A 22,983-nucleotide genomic window follows, 5' to 3' on the forward strand; every position below is an offset into this window, starting at 1 on the left:
TAATGCAACGGCTAATTGACAACATGGGACAACTCATGGAAGCCGTGATGAATTTCATTTTTGCGGATTTCACCAAACGGCTCATGGGTTTTTATGGCGATACTCTTTCGATGGCGGTAGCTCCTTATGATGGATTTTTCAGCAACAATATTATTCAAGGTCTTATTTGGTTTGGGCAATGGGCCGCATATGCGGCCATGGGCTTTTCCATTTTGTTTATGATTATAGACTACATGGAAGATTTATCAGCAGGAAGGGGTATCGCAGTTTCCGAAATGGTGATGAATGTGATTAAGGGATTTATTTTTTGCATTATAGCACCGGAACTTGGCATTCTCTCTTTGCAGGTTGGTGCGGAGTTAGCAAAAAGCCTTGATTTGTCTAGCCAGTTGGGTCAGTGGGAATCCAGACTAGGCGGGTTAAGTCTGGTCTGGCTGGTTGCTTGTTTGATAGCCCTTATCGTATTCGTTTTCATGTCGGCCAGACAATACAGCATGATGTTAATTCACATTGTAACCTATGTACTTTATGTGCCGGGTGTAGTGCGAGGGGACGCAGAATCTATGGGGGCTTGGATACGCCAAACAGTAGCAATTGCCGTTACGTATCTCTGCCAATATGTGATGTTTTACTTAGGGCTGTATTTTATGGTGTCAGTGCACGGGATTCTGGGTCTAAGTTGTTGGGTCGGAATGGGGTGTGTGAACAAAGTATTGAACAAATATGGTATGTCTTCGGGGTTTGCCGGTGGGTCGCAGGTAGTATCACTTGCAGCCCAGGGCTTGCGCCTTGCACGATAGGCTGGGACAAATTGTCCCGGCCTTTTATTTTGAGAGGTGAAAGATGAATACAAAATATTTGATTCCCCCGAAACTCCGACAGGAATTTTTACTGGCAGGATTTACGGTACTTGAGTTATTGATTGGTGTTGCGTGGTTGCTAATTAGCTTTACCACACATCACTACACTTGGCTCTGGGTGCTTGCTGTCGCGTTTCCTCTTTTCTGTAGATTCGATGGCAACTCCAATGGCCTATACTATTTGATTTTATTTATCCGCTTCTATGGCGGTACTAGAGAATTTGGAAGGAGGTAATCATATACTATGAAAGCGAAAATTTCAGAAAAAAAGAAAGGAAATATAGACAAGCTGATTGATTTTGATTTGCTTGAAGATGGCATTAAAACGCCAACAGGTGTCTATACCTTTTATCGCTACTACCCGCCCAATACGGAAATTATGACAGAGCAGGAAATTGCGCAGGAAATTGAAAACATGGCACACCTTATGGACGCGTTGTGCAGAGAGTTTGAGATTGTTGCGCTAGACAAGGTGGAAGATTTAAGCGAGGTGAAAGCCTTTTATCAGTCACTTGCACCAGAGTTCGACTACTTAACGAGTTATATTCTTGCTGCGCTGGAAGATGTTGATGTTATTTCCAGCGCGGTGCAGAGAGCTTACTATATCGTTGTTCAGAACGATAAGGAAGGTGGAAGGAACGCATATAATTTAATTCGCGGCAAAGGATTCCAAATTGAGATAGCTCAAAAAGCGGAATTGGCCGTCATGCTGCGCAACTACTTGCTGCGCGAATTTATTCCAATGGATATTTACACCATTGTGGACGAAGTAAAGAACGACCCTAAAATGCGCAAAGCAAAAGAGTTGGTCTATAAAAAAGAAATTGTGCGTCGGCTGGTGCCGATGCACATTTCTTTTACCCCGAAATATGCAGAGCAATCCACCGGCCATTACCGACGTACTCTTATGGTGAAAAACTTTCCGGCCTCTGGAGCAAATCCCTGCGGATTGAGAAAACTAGCGCAGCTCACTGGCACAACATTCACCATGCGGCTTACACCTATGTCAGCCGGAACGGCAAAACGGCTTACCAATAAGCAGCTGAAAAATAAAAGTGTTTTATTTGCCGGTCGTAACATCGACAACACAGAGAGTATTGAAGCAGAGCAAGAAAAAAGAATCATTCGAGAGTTCTTTGAAGAAGTAGGTAGAAGCCGCAGCACGATTTATAGCGTGAACATTTATATTGAAATGTGTGCGAAAACTTTAGAAGAGCTGCAACAACTAGAGAACACCGTGACCAGTGAGCTTATGTCGCAGAGCATCACGAAAGAAAATATGTTGCATTTGCAAAAAGAAGGATTTCTTTGTGCTAACCCTCTTGGAACAGACACCTTTGTAACCAGTGCAAATAATATGCCGAGTATTTCGGCAGCAGCCCTTTATCCCTGTAGCTATTCTGGTCATTTAGATTCAAAGGGAATGCTGTTAGGGCGTACCTCTGACGGTGGTTTCGTATATCTTGACATGTGGAAACGTACCCCACATGTTACGAACAGTAACATTACGATTACCGGCTCCGCAGGGCAGGGAAAAAGCTATCTGATGAAAAAAATCATCAACCAGCAGTATATTCGAGGGACACGCTGTTTCATTTTTGACCCCGACAATGAGTATTTAGACCTGGTAAGAAATCTCGGCGGCGTGGTTCAAAACTGTGCCACTGGTGAGGTCAAAATCAATCCATTTGAAGTGCGTCGTCTTCGTCGTCAAGATGAAGAGGTGGACGATGCGATACGCGACGACTATGATACCGTCCCCTTAAATACGGCAACTTTCTTTCAACATCTATCTTGGCTACAGGATTTTTTCACCGTGTTATTCCCCGATATGAAAACCCCGGAGCTTAAAGCCCTTATGATTTTAGTACAAGAGATGTATGAAAATCACGGCATTGACGAGAATAGCGATTTTAATACGCTGCAACCCCACGACTATCCCATTTTCTCGGATTTGTACCGATATATTCAAAGCAAGTCCGGGCAAGATTACAAGATGATTATTTCGAGAGAATATCTTAGCACATTGCTGCTATACTTGCACGACTGTTCTTTTGGAGCGCTTGGCTTGCTGATGAACGGCCACACTAATATTCGTAACGACCGCTTGGTGTGCTTTGCAATTAACGAATTACTCCAGGGAGCAGAGGAACGTACTCGTGCGGTGCTGTTTAATATCACAACGTATATTTGGAACATCATTACACGCAGAGAAGGTGAAACAATCTTGGCCATCGACGAGCTGCACGTTCTCTGTGATAAGCGTAATATGCGTATCGTAAAATACCTTCAGAGCTTCTCCAAACGTGACCGCAAATATGAGGGCAGCTTGATTATTGGAACCCAACAAATCCAAGATTGCCTTGACCCCGACCTTGCACCGTATACGACAGCACTCTTCAATAATTCGAGCATAAAATTTCTTTTCTATCCCTCAAATATCGACATGGCATTAGTGAAAGAAAAGCTGCAACTTACCGATGGCGAAACGAAGTGCATTTCAAAATCAAATAAAGGACACTGTTTAGTTAAAGTGGGAAACAACAATTATTATCTGCACGTCGGCGAGCTGCCTTACGAAAAACAACTGTTCGGGTCAGCCGGTGGACGATAGGGGGCGGGTGAATGTCGGCTCTCTTTACGAAGATTGCTCTGTATGTGGCTACGGACGAAAAATCCAGAAATTTTATAATTGGAGCAGTGGTAGGAATCTTTATTCTTTTCTTTTTCTTTATTGCAATTCTGGGTTCCGTTTTGGCCAGCGCAGCTGTTGTGCTGGACGATACTTACTACTACCCGGTGCCAGGATACACCTACATAAGCAGTGGATTTGACCCGGATAGAAAGCACCCGATAACCGGCAAAATTGAGCCACACCTTGCACTGGATTTCCCGGCTCCCGAAGGAACGCCCATCATTGCCTCACGCTCCGGCGTGGTGGCATTGGTTGGCTCCAGCAAGGAACCGGGGAATTTTATCACGCTCCAGCATGATGATGGCACATACACTTTTTACTGCCATTGCAGCAAGATTTTAGCCATTACGCGCTCCGAAGTTTTAGCGGGCGACGTGATTGCGCTAGTAGGTCAAACCGGCAGCGCAACCGGCCCGCACCTGCACTTTGAGGTGCGTACGCCAGAAGGAAATATCGACCCAACAGAGCTGTTGCAGGTATTTGAGTAGTGATGCTTGTTAAAATGGCTTAAATAAAGCACTATTTATACAAGTGGCGTCACCGACTATCTTGTAAAATGGCTTGTTTAAAAGGCTTGGAAGTATTTCAGTGATTTTTTTAATTGTTAATATGGAAAAAGACGCCGAAAAGGCGTCACATAAAATCAAGACGCACTGCGGCTTGATGTGGTTGGGAGATGTCACTTGTGGCATCTCCCTTTATCCTGTAGCACAAGGACAAAGAGCCACGCAAAACCAAAGAAAGGAAATGAACCGATGGTACGGAAAACTTTACGTATAGACGATGGACTGGCTTCGGATTTGGAGAGCATGGCACAGCAGAATAACACAACAGAAACCGATATTATCAATCGTGCCTTGCGGCTCTACCGTGATTACTGCTATATGCAGGACAAGGCAACGGTGATTAACCAGGACGTGCTAAACGTTGCCCGCAGTATGGCCAACGTGGCCGAGAAGAATATCAACTACAAAACGAACAAGTATCTTTCGGAACTGGCGGTGCAGCAAGCAATGCTTAATATGATTATTGGTAATTCGCTGGACTTCAGCGAACAAGATTTGCAAGTGTTCCGATTGAAGGCGCTCGACACTATTAAGGAAACGCCGCGCGTGTTAAGGTTGGACGAGGTGCACGATGGCTAAGATAATCTGCAAGTCCGGCTATCTGCGGACACAGGCACACGTTCTTAACCTGCTGGAGTATGCAGGTAACAAAATTGCATATCAAGAACTGGTGTATAAAGACGGTGCTTGTGAGAAATTTTCTACCAATGAGAAGCTGGAACCGAAGAATCCCGACCGGGTGCAGAGCGTAAGGATACACTTTAAAGATGGAGCCGAGCGCGTGATGGATTATAGCGAATATGCTTATTGCATCACGAAGACCGTTACACTCGACCAGGTGGTGGGAGTGGAAGAAGATGCAGACCCAGCTGTGAAGCAACCGCACGAAATGAAAGACCTCGACATGATGCGATACCTCGGCTACATCGAAGGGCGGCCAGGTGTTGAAAAAGAGGACGGCCATGGTTTGTTTGGGGTCAGCGGTGACGTTCCGATTTCGGTTGCCCGGCAGATGGCCGAGCAGCACAGTGACAGTACCATATGGTCGCACATTATTTCAATGGACGAGATTGAGGCAAAAGAAAAAGGATACGACCAACGGTCGGCCTGGAAAGACCTGGTGCTTGCACTCTCGCCCCGGATTGCAAAAATCTATAACATCACGCCGGAGAATCTGGTTATCAATGCAGCCTTTCATAACAACACAGATAACCCCCATATCCATATGATGTTTTACAGCACCGACCCGCGTGAGGGAAAAGTGTTCGGCAGCCGGGAAGAGAACGAGGCTTTGAAAAAAGCGTCGCGGCAATTAAAGTCGCTTTTCGTTAACTCTATCTTTAAGCCGGAAGCTCGGTCAATCCAAGAGAGCAGGGGAGCAGCCCAAGAGCAGCTGAAAGAGATATTAAGGCAGCAGGTTGCCAAAGAGCTGCCCGGCGCGGTGCTGGAGAAGTACCAGACAGTGGCCGCAGAACTGAAGCAGCACTCCGGGCGATTAGAATATGGGTACCTTGCTCCGGAGCTGAAGCAGCAGGTCAATGAGCTACTTAGGGATTTGGTGGAGCAGACCCCGGCGCTGGCCGAAAGAAGCGAAGCCTTTTTGAAGATGCAAGAAGCGTATGTGCGAATGTATGTGAACAAAGAGGAAATAGTGGCCGAACAGATGGAGAGGTACAAAAACGAGTTTTTTGCACCCACAAAAGCCGGTGGTAAGCAAGCAAACACGGTGCTGCATAACATTCTCATTAAGTCGATGGTAATGTTGGAACCGGGCAATCCCCCTGCGCCGGAATTGAGCAGTAAAGAAAAAATGGATATGGCGTTCAGTGACATTGAAGGATTTTCGTACATTGATGAAACTGCGGATACCGTAGCGAGTGGGGCGACCAACAATTTAGACCCCCTAGAAAACGATACGGATACACTGTTTCTTGAATTTTACGAGCATTGCTGGAGGCTCAACCAAGTTGCAGTAAGGCACACCGGCAACCTGTTAAAGGAGAATCTCTTAGAGCATCAAGCAGACTGGCTGCGTATTTATAAAGCCACTGCTGAAGCGAAAGAGCAGAAAAAACAAATGTCCCCTGCGACGAGAAAAGAATTTGACAAGATATTGGCCGAGCAGATGCAATTTGAGGTGCAGAACTTAGAACAAAATCTGCTGCAATCAGATCCATTGCTGCAAAAGTACCAAGCCAAACAAATGGCGCACTTAGAGCGGCATTTCTTTGGTGCGCAGCTGGCTGAATTGCAGGAATACGCTGCTGAACAAATGGTGAATGGAAATCTTTGCACCGCGCCTGGCAACATTACCGCTCGATACTTATCCCATCTGCCAGACAACGGATTGCGCTATTTGGCTAGTGAGGATTCCGAGTGCAAGAAAAACGTTTATCGGTTTACCGGGCAAGGGGTGATAGCTGCGCTTAATAATCCAGCCGGGGACTTGCACCACAAATTGGCCGAGCTGGGTGAAAACCAAAAACGGATTGCCAATATAAGCCGTGGGCTGAAGAAGATGGCTGCTCCAGACCCAGAACTCCAAAAAGCGTTTTTTGATGCTCACAAGGCGGTTCGTAACCAGATTAGTGAAATCCGGCGCGAAGCCCAGGACGCTTGCCCGGAACTTTCTTCTGCCTTAGCGGCATACCGCGCCGAGCTGGACGAAAAGTCCAGAGAGAAGTTTGTGTCACAGTTTGGTGTCCTGGTACGAGAAGCAGCCGGGCAAGCCTTTAGTGATGGAGCATTTATGCTACCGCAGCACAACATGATTTTGCGTTTGGCAGATAACCTGGACGAAACCTTTGCCCAGGCAGCGCAGCGCGCAGCCACAGAACAGGTGAAGGCACTGCGGCAAGAGATTAACCGACAATACTACAAAGTATTTTGTTTGCCCAAGGAAAAAAGAGAAGCTCATGCTCTCTACAAGATGCTTTTACATTTGCCCGAACAGGAAAATTTAAAGGTTGGCGCCGCCCAACAGATTTTGGAAGAAGTGCTGCAAACCCCAGAGCAAAAAGCGCTGTACAGTGCCGCATTTGAAACGTTTAAAGCTGAATACACCCGGCTCGGCGGTGAACAAGATTTTTTAAAAACCAGTGCAGCCTTCAATAGAACGATTTTGACCGGCAAATATGAGAGTGTCTTTTCCAACCTCGAATTTGTCCGGGACAACTGTGAAGAAACAATTCAACGGATTGAAAAACAGCAGTTGGAGCAAAAGGTGGTTTCGAGTTGCTGTCTGTTAGCTCGTATCATGGACACCGATGCACGCAACCAGGAGCAAGCTGCGAAGAGGTATCGCCGTTTCAGAAAGCGGCACCGGCACCAGGAACGCGTCCAAGAAAATTCGATTGAGCGTTGAGCGGTAAAGAAAAAATAGACAAAATGGCGTGGGTGTTGTAAGATGGTCTTGCAACACCTTCTTATATGTGCAATTACAAAAGAATAACATCGGCGGCCTGTGGAATAGCAGGTCAATTGCACTATGCCGAAAAAAGAAGGAGCGATTACTATGTTGTTTAATGAAGAGTATTGTGTAAAGCTGGACGAAAATGAAGCGCGTCTTCATATGTCCTTCGGAGAAATGGACGGCCCGATGCAGCACGCTGTTAACATGAAAAAGTATGTCAACGGCAAAATCATCTATGAAGATGCGGCAGACGGCCAGCTCTATTATGCACTGGAAGAAAAGCAGTGGTTCCGTTATGGACTGACAGAGGAAAAGGACGGAATCAAGGGCTTGCGGCCTTTCGAGAAGCTGCCGAAAAAAGACCAGGCTGCTTTTGCCGAGCTGCTGGCGCTAGACCAGCCGGACTTGAAGGTGGTTTCGTTTGGTGATGAAGAGGGCGAGCTTATCGGTGTAATGACCGAAACCAGAGAGTCGCCGTTTTTCATTAAGCGTGAAACGCTGGAGCAGCTGACCGCGGAACAAAAGAGCGCACTGACTGTGCATAGCACTGACCGCGATTTGACCTGCCCCTTTGCTATTCAAATCCAGAAAGACCCCGACGCATTTGTGATGTACTAAGCACCAGAAAGCAAATTGCTGTTCGGGAGATTATTTATATAATCCTATATTTTATTTAGAACCAAAATGATTGTGTTTTTTGTTTATGCAACCGCTAGTTGCCTTGTGGTTGGTAGAATAAATTATGCCTATTTGATATGGTTGGAGCATATACAAAGGAGGTAGGAACAATGATGTTAAATGAAAAACTTAAACAATGTCGAGAGAATAGTGGTTTTTCACAAGAAAAAATTGCAGAGCTTCTGGGAGTGAGCAGGCAAGCTGTAACGAAATGGGAAAATGGACAATCTTCCCCCAGTTCACATAATCTTACTGCATTAGCGTCCATCTATAAAACTTCTTTAGATGAGTTAGCGGACAATAAAAACAAGGGAGAGGTAAAGGATAAAAAAATACTACACTCAAACTTAACTTTAATTGCTATTATTTTGCAAGCATCATCTTTAAATGTTTGCATACAACCAATGTTACCTGAAGAATATGGTTTGCCATATACTGCTTTGTTATTGTTTAAATTTTTATCACTTCTCGCTTGTTCTACATGGATGGCATACAATTTGAGATATGAAAAGAATAGCATTCAATTTAGAAAAAACGTTAAATTTGAATTGGGTTACTGTCTAGTACAAGTAGGTGTTATGCTGTTTGCTTTATATAGTCAATTAACTTTTGCGGGTACATTGCTTATTATATTTGTGACTATAATATATATTTTCGTAATCAATCCTAAGTATATGAATCGCACAATGGTGGTAAAGAAAAATAGAAAGTAAGATTATGAGCATAACCTGCAACCCAATATATTAAGCAAAAAGCACACGGAAGACCGTGTGCTTTTCTTTTTGTCTAAACCCGCCGACTATTCGGCGGGTATTTTAATTTAAGGAGGAAAAAAGATGGCCGACCTTTTGTATGTAGACCAGGAGCACGGCGAAACCGTTTACAGGATTGTGGACGCGCAAAACCGAAGCACAATCCTGCGTCCCAGGGATTTCCTCGGAGATCTCCCGGCCCACTTTCCCTTTGTTCAAGAATCTGGCAAACCGAACGTCCGAGATTCCTTTGGTACACCTTACAAAGTGAATGGGCAAGACTGGCTGCTGTCGGTGGAAGTGATGCCGACGGAAGACGGCACGCTGGAGAAATACGTCCTGTGCATTGACCCCGAAAATCCTCTTTCACGCCAACGGCTGCCGGAAGAAGAGTTTCGGGATTTTGTAAAAAGAATCTACCGGCCAGGGCAGGAGCTAAGGGCCGGGGAACAGCAGTTTTTGGAACAGGCCGAGTTTGATGCTCTGCTCAAATCGTCCGAGCAATGGATTGACGTGTCCGGCTATACGCTGCGTAACGTTACGATTACCGAGATAGCCCAGGACATGGACTTTTCCGGGGCGAGTTTTCAGCACTGCACCTTTACCGATTGCACACCCCAAAATGCGGCGTTTGACAACTCACAATTTCGCGGCTGCGTATTTGAAGACGTGAAGATTGATACGAGCAGCTTTGCTGCGGCCAAGTTTGACGAAACCATCTTTTCTGGTTGCAGCTTTAAAGAAGCCAGCTTTCGGGGGGCAGAGCTGCACGGTGTTGCTTTCAATGAAACGGTGCTGGACGGTGCCGACATGACCGATGCAGTCATGAGCCGTATGCACTTTCGAGCCATGCAGGCTTCAGCGCTGAAGGGCATGGATACCGTGTCCATTGAAAAGGATAACCCGGATTTAATCGAGGCTGCCGAGCAGCGCCGGTTAGTATACCAGATGCTGGGCACCCCCGATGCAGCGTTTTATGGGAAAATCGAATATCTCACCGGCGAGGTCGAGGTATTCAACAATAAAACACAGTATTTGTTGAGAGTGGGGGAGAACGAGCAGACCGGGATTTCGTTTGAGGCTGCACGGATTACTTCCAAAGAGTATGAAGCACTTCGGACAGCTCCAGCAGAAGCAGAAAGATTAGAAAAGAGGACTACTACCATGAATCAACAGCAATCCAATTATATGCCCAAAGCACCGGCCAACAAAGCAAGCACGCTACGGCCCGGTTCTATGCTGTTTGCAAAGCTGACGATGGAAAGTGCATCTTTTGATAAGCGTGACAAAATCTTTGTTGTGAAAGAAGTAAGAGGCGACGGCAGCTTTACGGCATATCGAGTAACGAGTTCACCGAAAAGGGCAGAAGACCCCGATGCGCTCGCGGTTACACCCGATACGGTGAATAAGCTGGTAAAGGCCAGCAGCATCAAGACGGATAAGGAATATTTGTTCCCTGCAACCTATCCTTTCGTCAAGCTGCATGGTGTCATTACCCCGGCGCAAATCACCGAGCTAATGCTTCTCCAGGAGAGCTATAAAGAAAAAAATGAAATCAAGGTTATGGAAGTGGCCGAGCCGGTCACAGATAACAAAGACGAAATCAAAGAAGCCGTCAAGGATATGCTGAATGATTTTCGGCGTGACCCGAAGTTAATCATGGAGTATCTCGCCTTCAGCGCAAAGTTTTATCGCTATTCGGCTAAAAACTGCCTTAGAATTTATGCCCAGAACCCCTATGCAACCTTTGTCGGCTCTAAAAAGCAATTCCGTGAGCTGGGCTACCAGGTGAACCGTGACGCGAAAAAGATTGAAATTCTGCGCCCGGAGAAGAGAGAATTTTTCGCACGCAATCACGAGCTGGTGCCAGTTACATATGCCACTCCGGCAGAAAAGAAAGCTATCTTTGCAAAAGAAATCCAGGTGGTGGTAAAGACCTACTTTAAGGGCGCGGATATTTACGATATTTCTCAAACGAATTGCCCGCCGAGCGATTATCCCAAAGTCTTTGACATGGGCTACAAGAGCAGCCAGCACGCCGAGCTGTTTGAAAACATGAAGCAGCTTTCGGAAATGTCGGGCGTGCCGGTGAAGCTGAAGGAGCTGGATTCTATCTCGCTGGGCGGGTACTATGACCCGAATGAGAACACAATTACCATTAACAGCCGGTTTGATGATTCGCAGCGTCTGAACGTGATGTGCCACGAATATGCCCACGCGCTGCTGCATCGAACCTCTACGCAGTCCAAAGAGGTGAAAGAGTTTGAAGCGCAATGCCTGGCGAATATGCTGCAAAAGAGATTTGGCCTGGAGCTTTCGGCAGGGGAAGTGGCGTACATGGCAGATTACAGCCGAAAGGCAGAAAAGAACGAAAAATTCAATCTCGACGATTCCTTAGACCGTGTGCAAAAACAGCTGCGATATATCAATAAGCGAGTAGAGCTTCAGCACGAGATTGCCCAGGAGCCGGAGCTTGCACAGCAGAAGGAATTGCAGAAGCCTCTGGCCTTGCCGGTTGAGCCGGATTTTCCCCAGAGCCGATAAGGGGGTGGTCGAACAGAAAAAGGAAAGGTGATGTAGTTTGAATTATACAAAAGGTCAGAAGTGGACAGCCGTTGTGCTGTCTTTTTTTATGGTCTATCTGGGCTTAACGTTCTTGTTTGGCATAGAAAGCATTGCCTCGGCTGCACAGCCGGGGCAAGCCTTCCTTGACCGTTTACCTGTCTTGTGGCCGTTAAAGCTCGTCATGGGGCTGCTGGCGGCCTTTGTGGTGTCGCTGCTCTTTACAAGTAAGCTGAATATTAAGGCGGTAAAGGTAGGCGACGGCCAGCACGGCAATGCAGCCTATATGAACAAGGAAGAACAAGCAGAAGTGTATAGAAAGGTGCAGATGGGGCAGGAGAAAGAGCCGGGTGTTTTGGTGGGCACAGAAAAAGGTTGTTGGGGTGTAGATATATCTGATAATAACCTCTTGCTTTTAGCCCCACCAGGCGGCGGTAAGACAACACAAAACTACATTCCCACGATTGTATATAACATTGCAGTACAGCGTAATACCGGCTATGGTGCGTCAATGCTGATAACCGATGTGAAAGGGCAGCTCTACAATACTACTGCCAGAACCGCACAAGAAGCAGGTTATCGCACATTGGTTTTGAATTTTCGTGATGTTTTATCAGGTGTATGGTTTAATCCACTCTATAAAGTGAATGAGGCGATGGAACAATATAAGGCGGCCACTGACCCGATGCAGCAAGCCATTAGCTACGGTATGGCCGAGCGATATGCGAAAGTCTGTGCAGCTTCTCTGGTCGATAACATGGGGGACGCAAACAGCAAATCGTCGGCCAGTGATTACTTTGACGAAACGGCCAAAGGATTGATTACCGGCCTTATTTTGCTGGTGTCAGAATATGGGGTGCCCAACGAGCGGCATTTGATTTCTGTTTTTAATTTACTGCTAGAGCTAAACGGCCAACAGGCAGGGAAAGGCGGGATAAAAGAACAAATGAATCAAAAAAGCCGTCTGGCCATCGTGATGGAAGATATTGATAACGAAAGAATCAAGCGCTATGTGGGTGCGGTCATGAGCGCTGACAGCCGGACTTCGATGAACGTTTTTTCCTCTGCGCTCGGCAAGCTCACGAAGTTTATTGACGCAGAGGTAGAGCAAATGATTTGCCAGCACTCACCAGAGCTTTCCGTTAACGATTTTATGGAACAACCGACAATTATTTATATTATCTGTCCAGACGAAAACACAACCCGTCATTTTCTTGCGGCACTGTTTATTCGCTTCTTTGCCAATGACTTAATAGAAACGGCAGAGAACAAATATAGAGGTGTGCTGCCGCGCAAGGTTCTCTTCATGCTGGACGAGTTCGGTAATATGCCGGTGATTCAAGATGTAGATGTGCTGTTCGCAGCAATCCGCAGCCGTGGTGTGCGCATTATGATTGCACTCCAGAGCTATTCGCAGCTCTACAAAAGCTACTCGCGCGAAAAAGCAGAAATCATCAAGGACACCTGCCAGATGGTCATGTTTACATTTTGCTCGCCCAGCTCCCAGCAGACGGCAGAATCTCTTTCCAAAATGCTGGGCAATGAAACGGTGCTGACCGGCAGCGTATCCTATAACCAGGGCCGTGCCAGCAGCACAAGTAGTATGGTGGGCAAGCCTCTTGTTTCGCCCGCAGAAATGGTACTAATCCCATGGGGAACATGGGTATTAATGAAAGCCGGTCATAAGCCGATGCGAAGCCACATGTTGCCGTATGGACAGTTTTTGTCACTACCTACCTCACTAGAACAGTTAACGCCAAAGCCTTATACTACGGTATGTGTTAGCACTACCGATACAATCATTGGCCGTGCTAAAGACAAAGAAGTTTACTTGCAGAAAGGAATGTTTGACTAATGCCAAAAAAAGACAGGAGCGCCGCCGGTGGCTCGTTATGTGTATCTCTCACGCCGGAAGAAATGGAGTTTCTAAAAATGACGTGCGCGCAGCTGCACACGTCCCAAAACGCAACAGCAAGGCTGTTCCTGGCCTATGTGATGCACGCCAACCGAGAAGATTTTCTCCAGTGGGTGGAAGAAAACGTGATTTTCAGAGGCAATCGAATCATTGGGAGCATTAAGGGGAAAGAAGAGAAGTAACAAAAGAGGGCAGACACCAAAAGCGGTGCCTGCCCTTTTATTTTTTGAGGAAAGGAGGATATACCATGAAACTGCGGATACCGAATGAATTGCTGAATATGAAGCTGAAGCCCAACGAGCTGAAGGTCTTTGTTTGTTTGATGCGCTGCCAGAGCGAGAAAGGGGTTGCCATTGTCCGTGCGAAGCGCATTGCGGAGATTTGCCATATCAGCCAGAAGACCGTTTACAAGGCCATTGAAGGGCTGTGCAACGTGGGCCTCATACGCCTCTCTCACCGCTACAACTACGACGGCCAGTACATTGCGAACCGTTATGAGCTGGTGCAGCTGTCGGGCGGCTGGTTCGAGCTGGGAATGCAGCAAGAGCCACTGGCAATGTCGGCCACTACCTTTATGGTATATCTGTACCTTCTTCGCTGCAAAGGAAAGAGCGGGAAAGCATTTCCCTCGCTGCGGAAGATGCAGGAAGTGCTTGGAATCTGTCGCAACACTGTAATCCAGGCAATTAAGAATTTGATAGGATTGAAGCTGCTGGTGAGAGCTGCGCTCCGTGCCGGCAAGCACAACCTTTATCTATTGGCGTTTCGTATCCAGGAAAAGAAAAGAAGCACAGCAGGCAAGCTGTGCTTCAGTAACAGGAACAAAGCAGGGTGTGAGCGACTGCTCTGTGATTTCATCTTATCGCGTTCGCGCTTCGTTGTCAACAAGACACGAGAACAAATCGTTTCTTTGTGTCAAAGGGTGGTTCATTTTTTACACAACAGTTCCTTGACCCACCCTGTTTACAGTAAAGAAAAAAATCTATAGCTAAGAATATAGAGCTATGCTATATGTCTTAGTATATCTAACTCTTGTACACATTGTATACTTTAGAGCGACGGCCGCGCACGGATCAGTTGCGGTTATTTGGCGATATGCACAAAGATACCAAAAGAAAAAACAACAATCTCCGGGGGCGCGGGGCACTCCCCGCAACCAAAGCGACGATAGCCGCCTGGTAGGGTTTCCACCGACAGGTGGAAAGACGTGCAGCAGTAACCTGTTGAAGAATTAAAAGTGTTTGAAAGAGTGCAAGATGTGCTATAATTACCATACTTGGAGGTGGAGAAATGCCGACGTACAATGAAGTAGTATCCTTTTGGCAAAATAAGCGAGCTTCGGGAGAGGCTACAATTGAGCAACACCTCGATAGCTTTCGAGTTTTATTTGCTTACCATTCCGGCAAAATCGAAAATGATGAAGTGAACTATCACGATACCAGAGAGATTTTTGAGAATGGGAAAGTGCAGAATTATACTGGCTCGCCCAGAGCGCTGTTTGAGCAGCAGAATCAAAAACTTTGCTATGACTTTTTGAAAGACAAGATAGAAAACAGAGAGCCGTTGACGCTCCAGCTTATCAAAGAAATTCATTTAACGCTGACAGCCGGAACCTTTGATGAACGACGCTTCATTGAAAACGGTGAACGCCCAGGAGAGTTTAAGAAACATGACTATGTTACCGGGGTGCTGGAAGTGGGAGCTGCCGCAGAGGACGTGGAAATGGAGCTGCAAGACCTGCTGGAAGAAGTGAACAACTACCAGGGCAACAACCGGCTGACCGCCGCAGCGTATTTCCATGCGCGATTTGAAAACATTCACCCTTTTGCAGACGGCAACGGTCGAGTAGGCCGGACGCTTATGAATTACTATTTGCTGATTCATAATTTCCCACCGCTCATTGTGTATGAAGAGGACAAGAAAATATACTTTGAATGTTTGCAACGGTTTGATGAAGAAGAAGAGTTGCAGCCGTTGACACGTTTTCTCGCTTACGAAGCAGAAAAGACATGGACGAAAGCCTGGGAGCTGGAGCAGAAGCGGCAGGTGCAGCATCGGTCACTAGAAGAACATATGATTGATCGATAGATAAAATTAAAAGAGTGGGTGCAGCCGTTGGCTAGCCCCACTCTTTTTGTTTGCTATAAGTAGAAGGAAAAAATTACTTATGCTATAATAAATTAAGGAGTAGTTTATGAAAAGATTTATGATAAAGTTAGGAAACAAGCTTTTACAACTATGTTCAGACGATGCGAAATGTAAGAAGAAGCAACAAGCTTACAATAGTTTGATGCTAGAGTATAGTAAAAAAGAAACAGAAGAGCTGGATTTTTTATATGTGAGTACAAAAGCAAATTATGAGGCGAAGAAAAACTTTCTCTCCTATTTTTCTGTTTCGGTTTTAATAACTGGTTTTATTGGAATCTGGGGATTTTTGTTTGAAGTGATAGGAAAAATGATACAATTTTATCAGACCTTTTCTGCAAGTGAGAGAGTACTGATGCAATGCTGTCTATATCTCGTGATTTTCTTAACGCTATTAGTGGCGGTTGTCATCACAGTAATCATTGGCATAAATGTAAAGGAGCTAAAAAAGTTGCAGGAGAGATTATTAATGATTGAGATTGCGAGAAAAAGGAAAGACTGTTCATGTTCATAAGAATAGGAAAACAAATTTGGAAAGAAGTTATCTATGCACTTGCGCTTTTGATATATTTGTTCAATTTGCAACAATTAAATAAGAAGCTTGTCGCTCAAAACTTATCCAGTGTTGAAATAGTAATGTATAATAATTTCGAGCCCCTTAAATATTTCGGGGGAGCGTTCGTTTTCTTTGCAATGGGAATTTTTATGGCTTATCTAGTTATAAAGCGGATGAAAGAAGACATACACAACCCTTATGAAATGCTTATAGGGGCTGCGGAGTTGTTAATACTACTTATACTCTTGATTATGATAATTATATTTATAGATAATCCAATTTTAAGAGCGGTGCTTACTGTGGCGTTAGCCGTCAGTGCTTTAATGTTTTCCAACGACTAGTTTCAGGGAGTATGCGATTTTCAGTGGAGCATCGGGCAGAAAGATAATACAGAGGATGGGACAATTTGTCCCGGCCTGGTTTATAAAATAATCATAGTAAAAACATGAAGGAGGAAAGACAGAATGAACAGAATGAATACCAATATAAGAATCGATACGGTGAATATGCTGATGCAGGGCAAAATCGAAACAAGAGAAATTGTGAAGATTCTGGCAAAAAAGTATAATACCACAAAACAGCGGATATGTGGCAACCTCTCGTATCTCAAACGCTGCGGAGCAATCCACATTTTCAGCGATAGACCACACAGCGTGGCATATCTTTAAACTTTAAACAAGAAAAAGGCTGGGACCAATGGTCCCGGCCTTTTATTTTTAAGAAAGAAGGAAAATGAAATGAATAAAAAAGAGTGGATTAAATATTGGAGTAAGATTTGGCTGATATTCAATATTGGGGCGTTTTTTGTTCTCTTAGCTACTGGAGAGTTTACCGTCAGAGAAATTGTTGCAGCAATACCAGTCATAATACTAGTTTGTACACTCTCCTTTATAATACTAGGTATAATAGAATGGCTCTTATGGAAGATATACAAGCGAGAACACTTAAAAGAACAATCAAATATTTTATGCGCAATACTTATTGTATGTTTGGTTTTATTGCTCATAAGCTTGTTATAAGAGCCATTGTTTTAAAAATATTTTTAAGAGCATGTATACGAGCAAGCAGAATGTGGGAACACCGAACAATCGCGAAAACAATAAATATAAGTATTCCTCGCTTATTATAGTGGGTGTCAATAGGTAAATAATAGCTAAAATCTGAAGACAAATAAACCAAATAAGGCAGATGAACAGTCCCCAGGAGAAAAGAATATTAAATATAGGAATAGAAAATTCAAGAATATGAACGAAAAAAAGTAATATAAAAGGTATTGCAAGAAGTGGCCATTTCACAAAAGTGCGAGAGAAAATAGAGTGACCATCACATTCTAGACTCGAAAGTAAAGCAAAAACAATTGCTAGTCCACAAGAGGTTAATTGAACGTAAAAAAGAAAAAGAGTTAACGAACTGGAATGAAAACCCCATAGAAAAATCAAAGTTGCAATACCAAATGCAAGTAAAAACCAGACAAGAAAGAAGTTTTGAACATCTAATTTTGAGGTGTCTGTTGGAGTGTTGGTGTAATTGTTATAGATCCTATTATCGTTATAAATCACTGCATGGTTATCATGTGAAACAGATGTGTGATTGTTTTTGCCAGAAACGTTGACCGAAGTAGTTGGAGTGTTTTTTTTCTTGTTGCTGACCAGCTTGGTAAGCAATTGGAAGAATGAGTTTATCGCTTCAATAATAGAAACCATCATTTTATATTCCTCCTAAGGACAGGGGGCATTGTACCAGTTTTTTGATTAACGAACAAGCTCCAAAAGAAAGGTGTTGACTACTTGCAACACGAATGCTACTGCTTGCAACGCGTAAACAAAAACACCGGCAACAACAAAGCAGAATCCGACTGAAAGCCAATCCGAGGCAGTGCGCGGCGTTTGAAAAATGGTTAGCAGAAGATTGAAACAACCAAGTACAAAATAGAGGCCGCCTATTATTTTTGAAAAGTAATCAAAGAAGGAGACGATTAAAATTGCCAGCCGTAGGAACCCGCTGATTAGGTACACCGGAATTTTAACGATGAATCGGAAAACCTTATTTTTGATGATATGCTGATTTTTGATAATCTCGTTGATTTCTTCCTCGGCACAATGATGAAAATGATATGTAGGCTCGTCAGCTGGTGGCGGCGGTGGAGTGCTAGAGGCCGATGCGGTAGAGTTTGCGGTCTGCCTAGCTTGTGCAGGAGCGGACAACGTTTCATATGCTTCTTGCACTAATCGGAAGAAAGCTGCTGCATTGGGTGCAGTGTTCACATCTGGGTGATAGATTTTTGCAAGAGTTCGATATGCAGCTTTAATTTCCTGTTGACTGGCGTTTTCCCTAACGCCCAGAATCTCATAGGGAGTCATAAGCATCTCCTTTAGCAAACAAAACTTTCAAAGTTAAACCTGGGACCAATGGTCCCAGCCTTTTGTTGCTTCAAAAACAATTCATTGATTTTACAAATCCATTGACTTATTGAGCGAAAAGATGTATAATATAAGAGTAGAAACACCAAGGGGGTGGAAATTATTAACGAAGAAGGAAAGAACCTTGCCCGACTTCGGACACAAGCACAGCTCACACAAAAGCAACTTGCTACGTTGTGTGGAATTGGCACACAGTACATTTCAGACCTTGAACGCGGTGTGCGTAAGGTGAGCAGCATTTCAATTCGCGCGGCTGTCCCTCTGGCTGACGCGCTGCATTGTGAAGTGCGAGAGCTTCTTGTGAAAGAAGAGGACACAGAAAAGTAGGCCGGGACAAATTGTCCCAGGCAAAGGGTTACCAGGTTGTCCAAAAGAAACACATTGACTTTTGGTAAATTTTGGAGTAATCTCTTTGTGTACCCCTATACAAAAAAATAAAACCCTCATAGGTGTTCACCTGGTTGGAGCCAAGTGAACACCATGCGCCAAACAGATGTATCGAGCATCTGGCTGACTTATGAGAGCTTATCTGCGCTTGATTATATCAAGTGCTTGGATAAATTGTCAAGAAAGTGCCAGATGTTCGCCGCGCAAAGTGGACATCTGGTACTTTCTTTTTTGCTATAAAGCCGAGAGGCTTTATATATAAAGCTGCACCTTGAAAACAGAACAGGGTATTCACAACAATACTCTGTTCTACATAGCTGACTTAGAGGCATTCGATGCCTGTGGTAGGAGCAACTGAAACAGTGCGCCATGATTTCACGATCGTGAAGGAGCGATAGAACTTGTTTCAACGCGCAAGTGGTTCTTGCGTTTGCGAAGACACTGACAGGTACGCGATACATTGGAAGGGGTGAGCCACAAGGCAGCCACATTGCAATGTCCGCAAGCTGTAAACCAACAGCTCCTCGGTCAACTCATATGAAACATATGCTTTCGTTATATACAGGGTGGGATAATTTGTCCCGACCTTATTGTTGCGTGAAAGCATAGCAGACGGCCTTTGCTGTAACAAAGACAATCTGCTATGCTTTTAAATTGGTGGAGACGGAGGGGCTCGAACCCGCGACCTCTCGGATGTGAACCGAACGCTCTAACCAGCTGAGCTACGCCTCCAATTTTTTGTTGCTTAGTTATTTTAGCACACTCTGCTGTAAAAATCCAGTCTTTTTTGATAAAAAATATCCTGTGTACACGGTTGCAAAACAGGCGTTAAAATGATATTATTTTAAAGTTAATGAAAAAGGCAAAAGGCGCAGACGGCAGCTTTCCGGACAAGCCCTTATGGGGGAGAATGGTTAGGGTACCGCGGCGCCTTTTCGATTGAAAATGGTGTTTTGGCGTTGGCGGTTGTAGCTTGTGCGTATCTTTTTTGCCGTTTTGGCTACAATTTCAACAGGAAAGGGGCTATCAGTGATGAAAATAGGTTTTGACAATGCAATGTATATGGAAAAACAGAAACAGCACATTTTAGAGCGAATCGAAAGCTTTCGCGGTAAGCTGTATCTGGAGTTTGGCGGCAAACTCTTTGATGACTATCACGCGGCCCGTGTTCTGCCGGGTTTTGACGTCAACGCTAAAATTAAACTGCTGCACGATTTGCGCGACAAAGCAGAGATTATCTTTGTGGTCAGCGCTGGTGATATTGAAAAAACGAAAATCCGCGCGGACCTTGGCATCAGCTATGACATGGATGTACTGCGCCTGATTGATGACATCACCCATATGGGCATTGATGTCAACAGCGTTGTTATTACCCAGTATACCGGGCAAAGCGCAGCCGATGCGTTTGCGGCTAAGCTGACTATGCGCGGTGTGAAAAACTACATTCATCATCCCATCAAAGGCTATCCATCGGATATTGATTATATTTGTAGCGAACAGGGCTTTGGCTCTAACGCTTATATTGAAACCACCAAACCGCTCGTGGTCGTCACAGCCCCCGGCCCCGGCAGCGGCAAACTGGCTACCTGCCTTTCTCAGGTTTACCACGAAACTGTGCGCGGCATCCCCGCAGGCTATGCAAAGTTCGAAACCTTCCCCATCTGGAATCTGCCCCTCAAGCACCCTGTCAACCTTGCTTATGAGGCAGCTACCGCTGACCTGGCAGACCTAAATATGATCGACCCGTTCCATCTGGAAGCATACGGCAAAACAACCGTAAACTATAACCGCGACGTGGAGGCGTTTCCCATCGTACACACCATTTTGTCCCGCATCGCGGGCGAGACAGATTGCCCTTATAAAAGCCCAACCGATATGGGCGTCAATATGGCGGGCTACGCCATTGTCGATGATGCCGCTGTCAGCGAGGCAAGCCGTCAGGAGATTGTGCGTCGTTATTATAAAACGGTTTGCGACCACCGCCAGGGCAAGGGCTCGCAGGAGGCAATCGAAAAGATTCGCCTTATTATGCAGCAGCTCAACTTAAAGCCGAACGACCGTGCAGTGGTAGAGCCTGCGCTTACCAAGAGCAGTACCAGCGGCATGCCGGCCGGTGCAATTCAGCTGCCGGACGGACGTATTTTCACCGGTAAAGCAAGCGATTTGATGAGCGCTTCTTCCGCTACGGTGCTCAATGCCATCAAAGCACTCTCTGGCATTGCAGACGACCTCACCCTGATCAGCCCGGTCATCTTAGAGCCGATTATCAAACTGAAAATTAACATTCTGAACAGCCGCAGTACACTGCTCAAACTTGACGATGTGCTGACTGCCCTTGCCATGAGCGCCGCAACCAACCCGGTCGCTGCCCGTGCAATGGAAGCACTGGTGCTGCTGCGCGATTGCGAAATGCACTCGACCCAGATGCTGCACTCCGGCGACGAGGGCACACTGCGCCGCCTTGGCCTGCGCTTAACCTGCGAGCCGGTATTCCCCGGCAAAGATCTTTTCTTCTAATTTCGGACATGTATTAAAAATAAAATCCGTTCACAGCCCAACCGGGTGTGAACGGATTTTTTGTTTTATTAAGGATTCCCAATCAATCATAAAGGCAGCTAAACTATTTTGCGGCCACAGTACCGGCAAATCCGCGCAGAGGCAGCGGGTCGCTGTACTCTGATGCCGGTTTGCTCTGCCAGGGATCGGCCGGCTGATTGCGCAGTTTTTCTTTTGCCATGCTCAGCATCAGCTTAATGCGGTTTTCCTGGTTGACGCGGGTAGCACTGGGGTCGTAATCAATGGCAACGATATTGGCATCCGGGTAAGCAGCGCGAATTTTATTCATCATACCCTTGCCGCAAATGTGGTTGGGCAGGCAGCCAAAGGGCTGGGCGCAGACGATATTATCCACACCGTGCTGCTGAAGCTCCACCATTTCAGCGGTCAGCAGCCAGCCTTCGCCCATTTTATTGCCATAGCCAATCATGCCGTCAGCGCACTCCATCGTTTCCGAAAAGGCGGCAGGGGCACGCAGCTCAGGGTAATTACCAATCGCATTTATCATGTCGTGCTCGCGCACGGCAAACCAGTCCAGCAACTTTTCTGCGCCAAAACGCAGGACATTGCTGCCGCCATAAAGACGAATGGTTTCGCTGGTGTTGGCAACGCAGTAAAGCAAAAAACCAAGCAGGCCCGGCACCGTTACTTCGCAGTCTTCGCCCGCGAGAAACTGCTCTAACCGGTTATTGCCGAGAGGAGAATATTTAACATAAATCTCGCCCACTACGCCGACCTTGACCTTGGGCACCCGTGTGGTGCGAATATGGGCAAAGCTGTGTGCAATGCGGTCAAAGTTGGCCGCCATTTCACGCCGGGCGATGCCATGGCCTGCTGCAAAGTCCTCAGAGAGGATTGTCGTCCAATATTGGACCAGGTGGTCAGCATCACCGGGGCGGTTTTCGTAAGGGCGAATCTGGTTTGCAAGCAGCATCAGCTCATCGCCGTAAAACACTGCAGCTACCATTTTGCGCAACATTGGCAATGTCATTGCAAAGCCGCTGTCCTTTTCCAGGCCGGAAAAGTTGAGCGATACTACCGGAATATTGCCATACCCCGCTTTTACCAGTGCTTTGCGCAGTAGGTGGATATAGTTGGAGGCACGGCAGCCGCCGCCGGTCTGGGTAATCATCAGCGCGGTGTGTTCTAAGTCATAATTGCCGCTGGCAAGTGCGTCAATCATCTGCCCGATTACGAGCAAGGCGGGGTAGCAGGTGTCGTTATGTACGTATTTTAGCCCGGTGGCAACCACGGAAGGCCCTTGGTTGGCCAATACCTGCACGCGGTAGCCTGCCTGTAAAAATACATTTTTCAACAAACCAAAGTGAATGGGTGCCATCTGCGGAATCAAAATCGTATGGGTGGCTTTCATCTCTTTGGTGAATTTAGGATATTCCATCCTTCAATCATCCCTTTCTGGAATGGTGCTCGCTGTGCAAAAGCACAGGGCAAAATTTGCTGCCTCTCTTTTATGCAGCC

At 45.8% G+C, this 22,983-nt stretch carries 22 protein-coding genes and 1 tRNA gene; 19 read left to right on the forward strand and 4 right to left on the reverse strand.

Going from position 1 to position 22,983, the window contains the following annotated elements; translation table 11 throughout:
• Positions 1 to 2: 2 nt before the first annotated feature.
• The 17 genes from C1A11_RS12685 (at position 3) to C1A11_RS12765 (ending at position 17,160) form a co-directional block, all read left to right on the forward strand.
• Complete coding sequence (locus C1A11_RS12685) at positions 3 to 800, forward strand: conjugal transfer protein TrbL family protein (protein WP_102050811.1); 798 nt, start codon at positions 3 to 5, stop codon at positions 798 to 800.
• A gap of 43 nt (positions 801 to 843) precedes the next feature.
• Positions 844 to 1,095: a hypothetical protein gene (locus tag C1A11_RS12690; protein ID WP_102050812.1), complete on the forward strand. Its 252-nt coding sequence runs from the start codon at positions 844 to 846 to the stop codon at positions 1,093 to 1,095.
• 9 nt (positions 1,096 to 1,104) lie between these two features.
• Complete coding sequence (locus C1A11_RS12695; protein WP_102050813.1) at positions 1,105 to 3,474, forward strand: VirB4 family type IV secretion system protein; 2,370 nt, start codon at positions 1,105 to 1,107, stop codon at positions 3,472 to 3,474.
• 11 nt (positions 3,475 to 3,485) lie between these two features.
• Positions 3,486 to 4,043, forward strand: a complete 558-nt coding sequence (locus tag C1A11_RS12700) for a M23 family metallopeptidase (protein ID WP_102050814.1) — start codon at positions 3,486 to 3,488, stop codon at positions 4,041 to 4,043.
• 267 nt (positions 4,044 to 4,310) lie between these two features.
• The gene (locus C1A11_RS12705; RefSeq protein ID WP_102050815.1) at positions 4,311 to 4,700 is read left to right on the forward strand and encodes a hypothetical protein; all 390 of its coding nucleotides are present in this window, start codon (positions 4,311 to 4,313) and stop codon (positions 4,698 to 4,700) included.
• Entirely contained in the window at positions 4,693 to 7,485 is a 2,793-nt protein-coding gene (gene mobP3, locus C1A11_RS12710; RefSeq protein WP_102050816.1) for a MobP3 family relaxase, read from the forward strand. Before C1A11_RS12705 ends, mobP3 begins: the two co-directional genes overlap by 8 nt.
• A 150-nt stretch (positions 7,486 to 7,635) precedes the next feature.
• Positions 7,636 to 8,151: a hypothetical protein gene (locus C1A11_RS12715; protein ID WP_102050817.1), complete on the forward strand. Its 516-nt coding sequence runs from the start codon at positions 7,636 to 7,638 to the stop codon at positions 8,149 to 8,151.
• 170 nt (positions 8,152 to 8,321) lie between these two features.
• Positions 8,322 to 8,924, forward strand: a complete 603-nt coding sequence (locus C1A11_RS12720) for a helix-turn-helix domain-containing protein (protein WP_180950358.1) — start codon at positions 8,322 to 8,324, stop codon at positions 8,922 to 8,924.
• A gap of 123 nt (positions 8,925 to 9,047) precedes the next feature.
• Positions 9,048 to 11,507 (forward strand): pentapeptide repeat-containing protein, encoded by a 2,460-nt coding sequence (locus C1A11_RS12725; RefSeq protein WP_102050819.1) that lies wholly within the window; start codon positions 9,048 to 9,050, stop codon positions 11,505 to 11,507.
• A 37-nt stretch (positions 11,508 to 11,544) separates the two neighbouring features.
• Positions 11,545 to 13,380: a type IV secretory system conjugative DNA transfer family protein gene (locus tag C1A11_RS12730; RefSeq protein WP_102050820.1), complete on the forward strand. Its 1,836-nt coding sequence runs from the start codon at positions 11,545 to 11,547 to the stop codon at positions 13,378 to 13,380.
• A complete protein-coding gene (locus C1A11_RS12735; protein WP_102050821.1) occupies positions 13,380 to 13,622 on the forward strand; it encodes a hypothetical protein in 243 nt (80 codons plus the stop codon). The genes C1A11_RS12730 and C1A11_RS12735 overlap by 1 nt, the downstream gene beginning before the upstream one ends.
• A gap of 65 nt (positions 13,623 to 13,687) precedes the next feature.
• The gene (locus C1A11_RS12740) at positions 13,688 to 14,428 is read left to right on the forward strand and encodes a helix-turn-helix domain-containing protein (RefSeq protein ID WP_102050822.1); all 741 of its coding nucleotides are present in this window, start codon (positions 13,688 to 13,690) and stop codon (positions 14,426 to 14,428) included.
• A gap of 302 nt (positions 14,429 to 14,730) precedes the next feature.
• Complete coding sequence (locus C1A11_RS12745) at positions 14,731 to 15,528, forward strand: Fic family protein (RefSeq protein WP_102050823.1); 798 nt, start codon at positions 14,731 to 14,733, stop codon at positions 15,526 to 15,528.
• Positions 15,529 to 15,634: 106 nt separating this feature from the next.
• On the forward strand, positions 15,635 to 16,099 hold the full coding sequence (locus tag C1A11_RS12750; RefSeq protein ID WP_102050824.1) for a hypothetical protein: 465 nt from the start codon (positions 15,635 to 15,637) through the stop codon (positions 16,097 to 16,099).
• On the forward strand, positions 16,090 to 16,482 hold the full coding sequence (locus tag C1A11_RS12755) for a hypothetical protein (RefSeq protein WP_102050825.1): 393 nt from the start codon (positions 16,090 to 16,092) through the stop codon (positions 16,480 to 16,482). The genes C1A11_RS12750 and C1A11_RS12755 overlap by 10 nt, the downstream gene beginning before the upstream one ends.
• 123 nt (positions 16,483 to 16,605) lie before the next feature.
• Positions 16,606 to 16,809 (forward strand): hypothetical protein, encoded by a 204-nt coding sequence (locus C1A11_RS12760; RefSeq protein WP_102050826.1) that lies wholly within the window; start codon positions 16,606 to 16,608, stop codon positions 16,807 to 16,809.
• Between the two features lie 69 nt (positions 16,810 to 16,878).
• Positions 16,879 to 17,160: a hypothetical protein gene (locus C1A11_RS12765; RefSeq protein ID WP_102050827.1), complete on the forward strand. Its 282-nt coding sequence runs from the start codon at positions 16,879 to 16,881 to the stop codon at positions 17,158 to 17,160.
• On the opposite strand, the gene C1A11_RS12770 is transcribed toward C1A11_RS12765, so the two are convergent.
• Positions 17,155 to 17,847 (reverse strand): hypothetical protein, encoded by a 693-nt coding sequence (locus C1A11_RS12770; protein ID WP_102050828.1) that lies wholly within the window; start codon positions 17,845 to 17,847, stop codon positions 17,155 to 17,157. The two genes, C1A11_RS12765 and C1A11_RS12770, sit on opposite strands and share 6 nt — an antisense overlap.
• Positions 17,848 to 17,892: 45 nt before the next feature.
• The gene (locus tag C1A11_RS14085; RefSeq protein ID WP_242965941.1) at positions 17,893 to 18,501 is read right to left on the reverse strand and encodes a J domain-containing protein; all 609 of its coding nucleotides are present in this window, start codon (positions 18,499 to 18,501) and stop codon (positions 17,893 to 17,895) included.
• 153 nt (positions 18,502 to 18,654) lie between these two features.
• Between C1A11_RS14085 and C1A11_RS12780 the strand changes: the two genes are divergently transcribed.
• Positions 18,655 to 18,888: a helix-turn-helix domain-containing protein gene (locus C1A11_RS12780; protein WP_102050830.1), complete on the forward strand. Its 234-nt coding sequence runs from the start codon at positions 18,655 to 18,657 to the stop codon at positions 18,886 to 18,888.
• A 715-nt stretch (positions 18,889 to 19,603) separates the two neighbouring features.
• Here C1A11_RS12780 and C1A11_RS12785 read toward each other — a convergent pair.
• A tRNA-Val gene (locus C1A11_RS12785) sits at positions 19,604 to 19,680 on the reverse strand.
• Positions 19,681 to 19,980: 300 nt separating this feature from the next.
• Here C1A11_RS12785 and C1A11_RS12790 point away from each other — a divergent pair.
• The gene (locus tag C1A11_RS12790) at positions 19,981 to 21,465 is read left to right on the forward strand and encodes a DUF1846 domain-containing protein (RefSeq protein ID WP_102050831.1); all 1,485 of its coding nucleotides are present in this window, start codon (positions 19,981 to 19,983) and stop codon (positions 21,463 to 21,465) included.
• A gap of 103 nt (positions 21,466 to 21,568) precedes the next feature.
• On the opposite strand, the gene C1A11_RS12795 is transcribed toward C1A11_RS12790, so the two are convergent.
• The gene (locus C1A11_RS12795) at positions 21,569 to 22,903 is read right to left on the reverse strand and encodes a 2-hydroxyacyl-CoA dehydratase (protein ID WP_102050832.1); all 1,335 of its coding nucleotides are present in this window, start codon (positions 22,901 to 22,903) and stop codon (positions 21,569 to 21,571) included.
• Between the last annotated feature and the right edge of the window lie 80 nt (positions 22,904 to 22,983).

It is taken from the genome of Pygmaiobacter massiliensis (assembly GCF_900199435.1).
In the GTDB taxonomy this organism is placed as follows: domain Bacteria; phylum Bacillota; class Clostridia; order Oscillospirales; family Ruminococcaceae; genus Pygmaiobacter; species Pygmaiobacter massiliensis.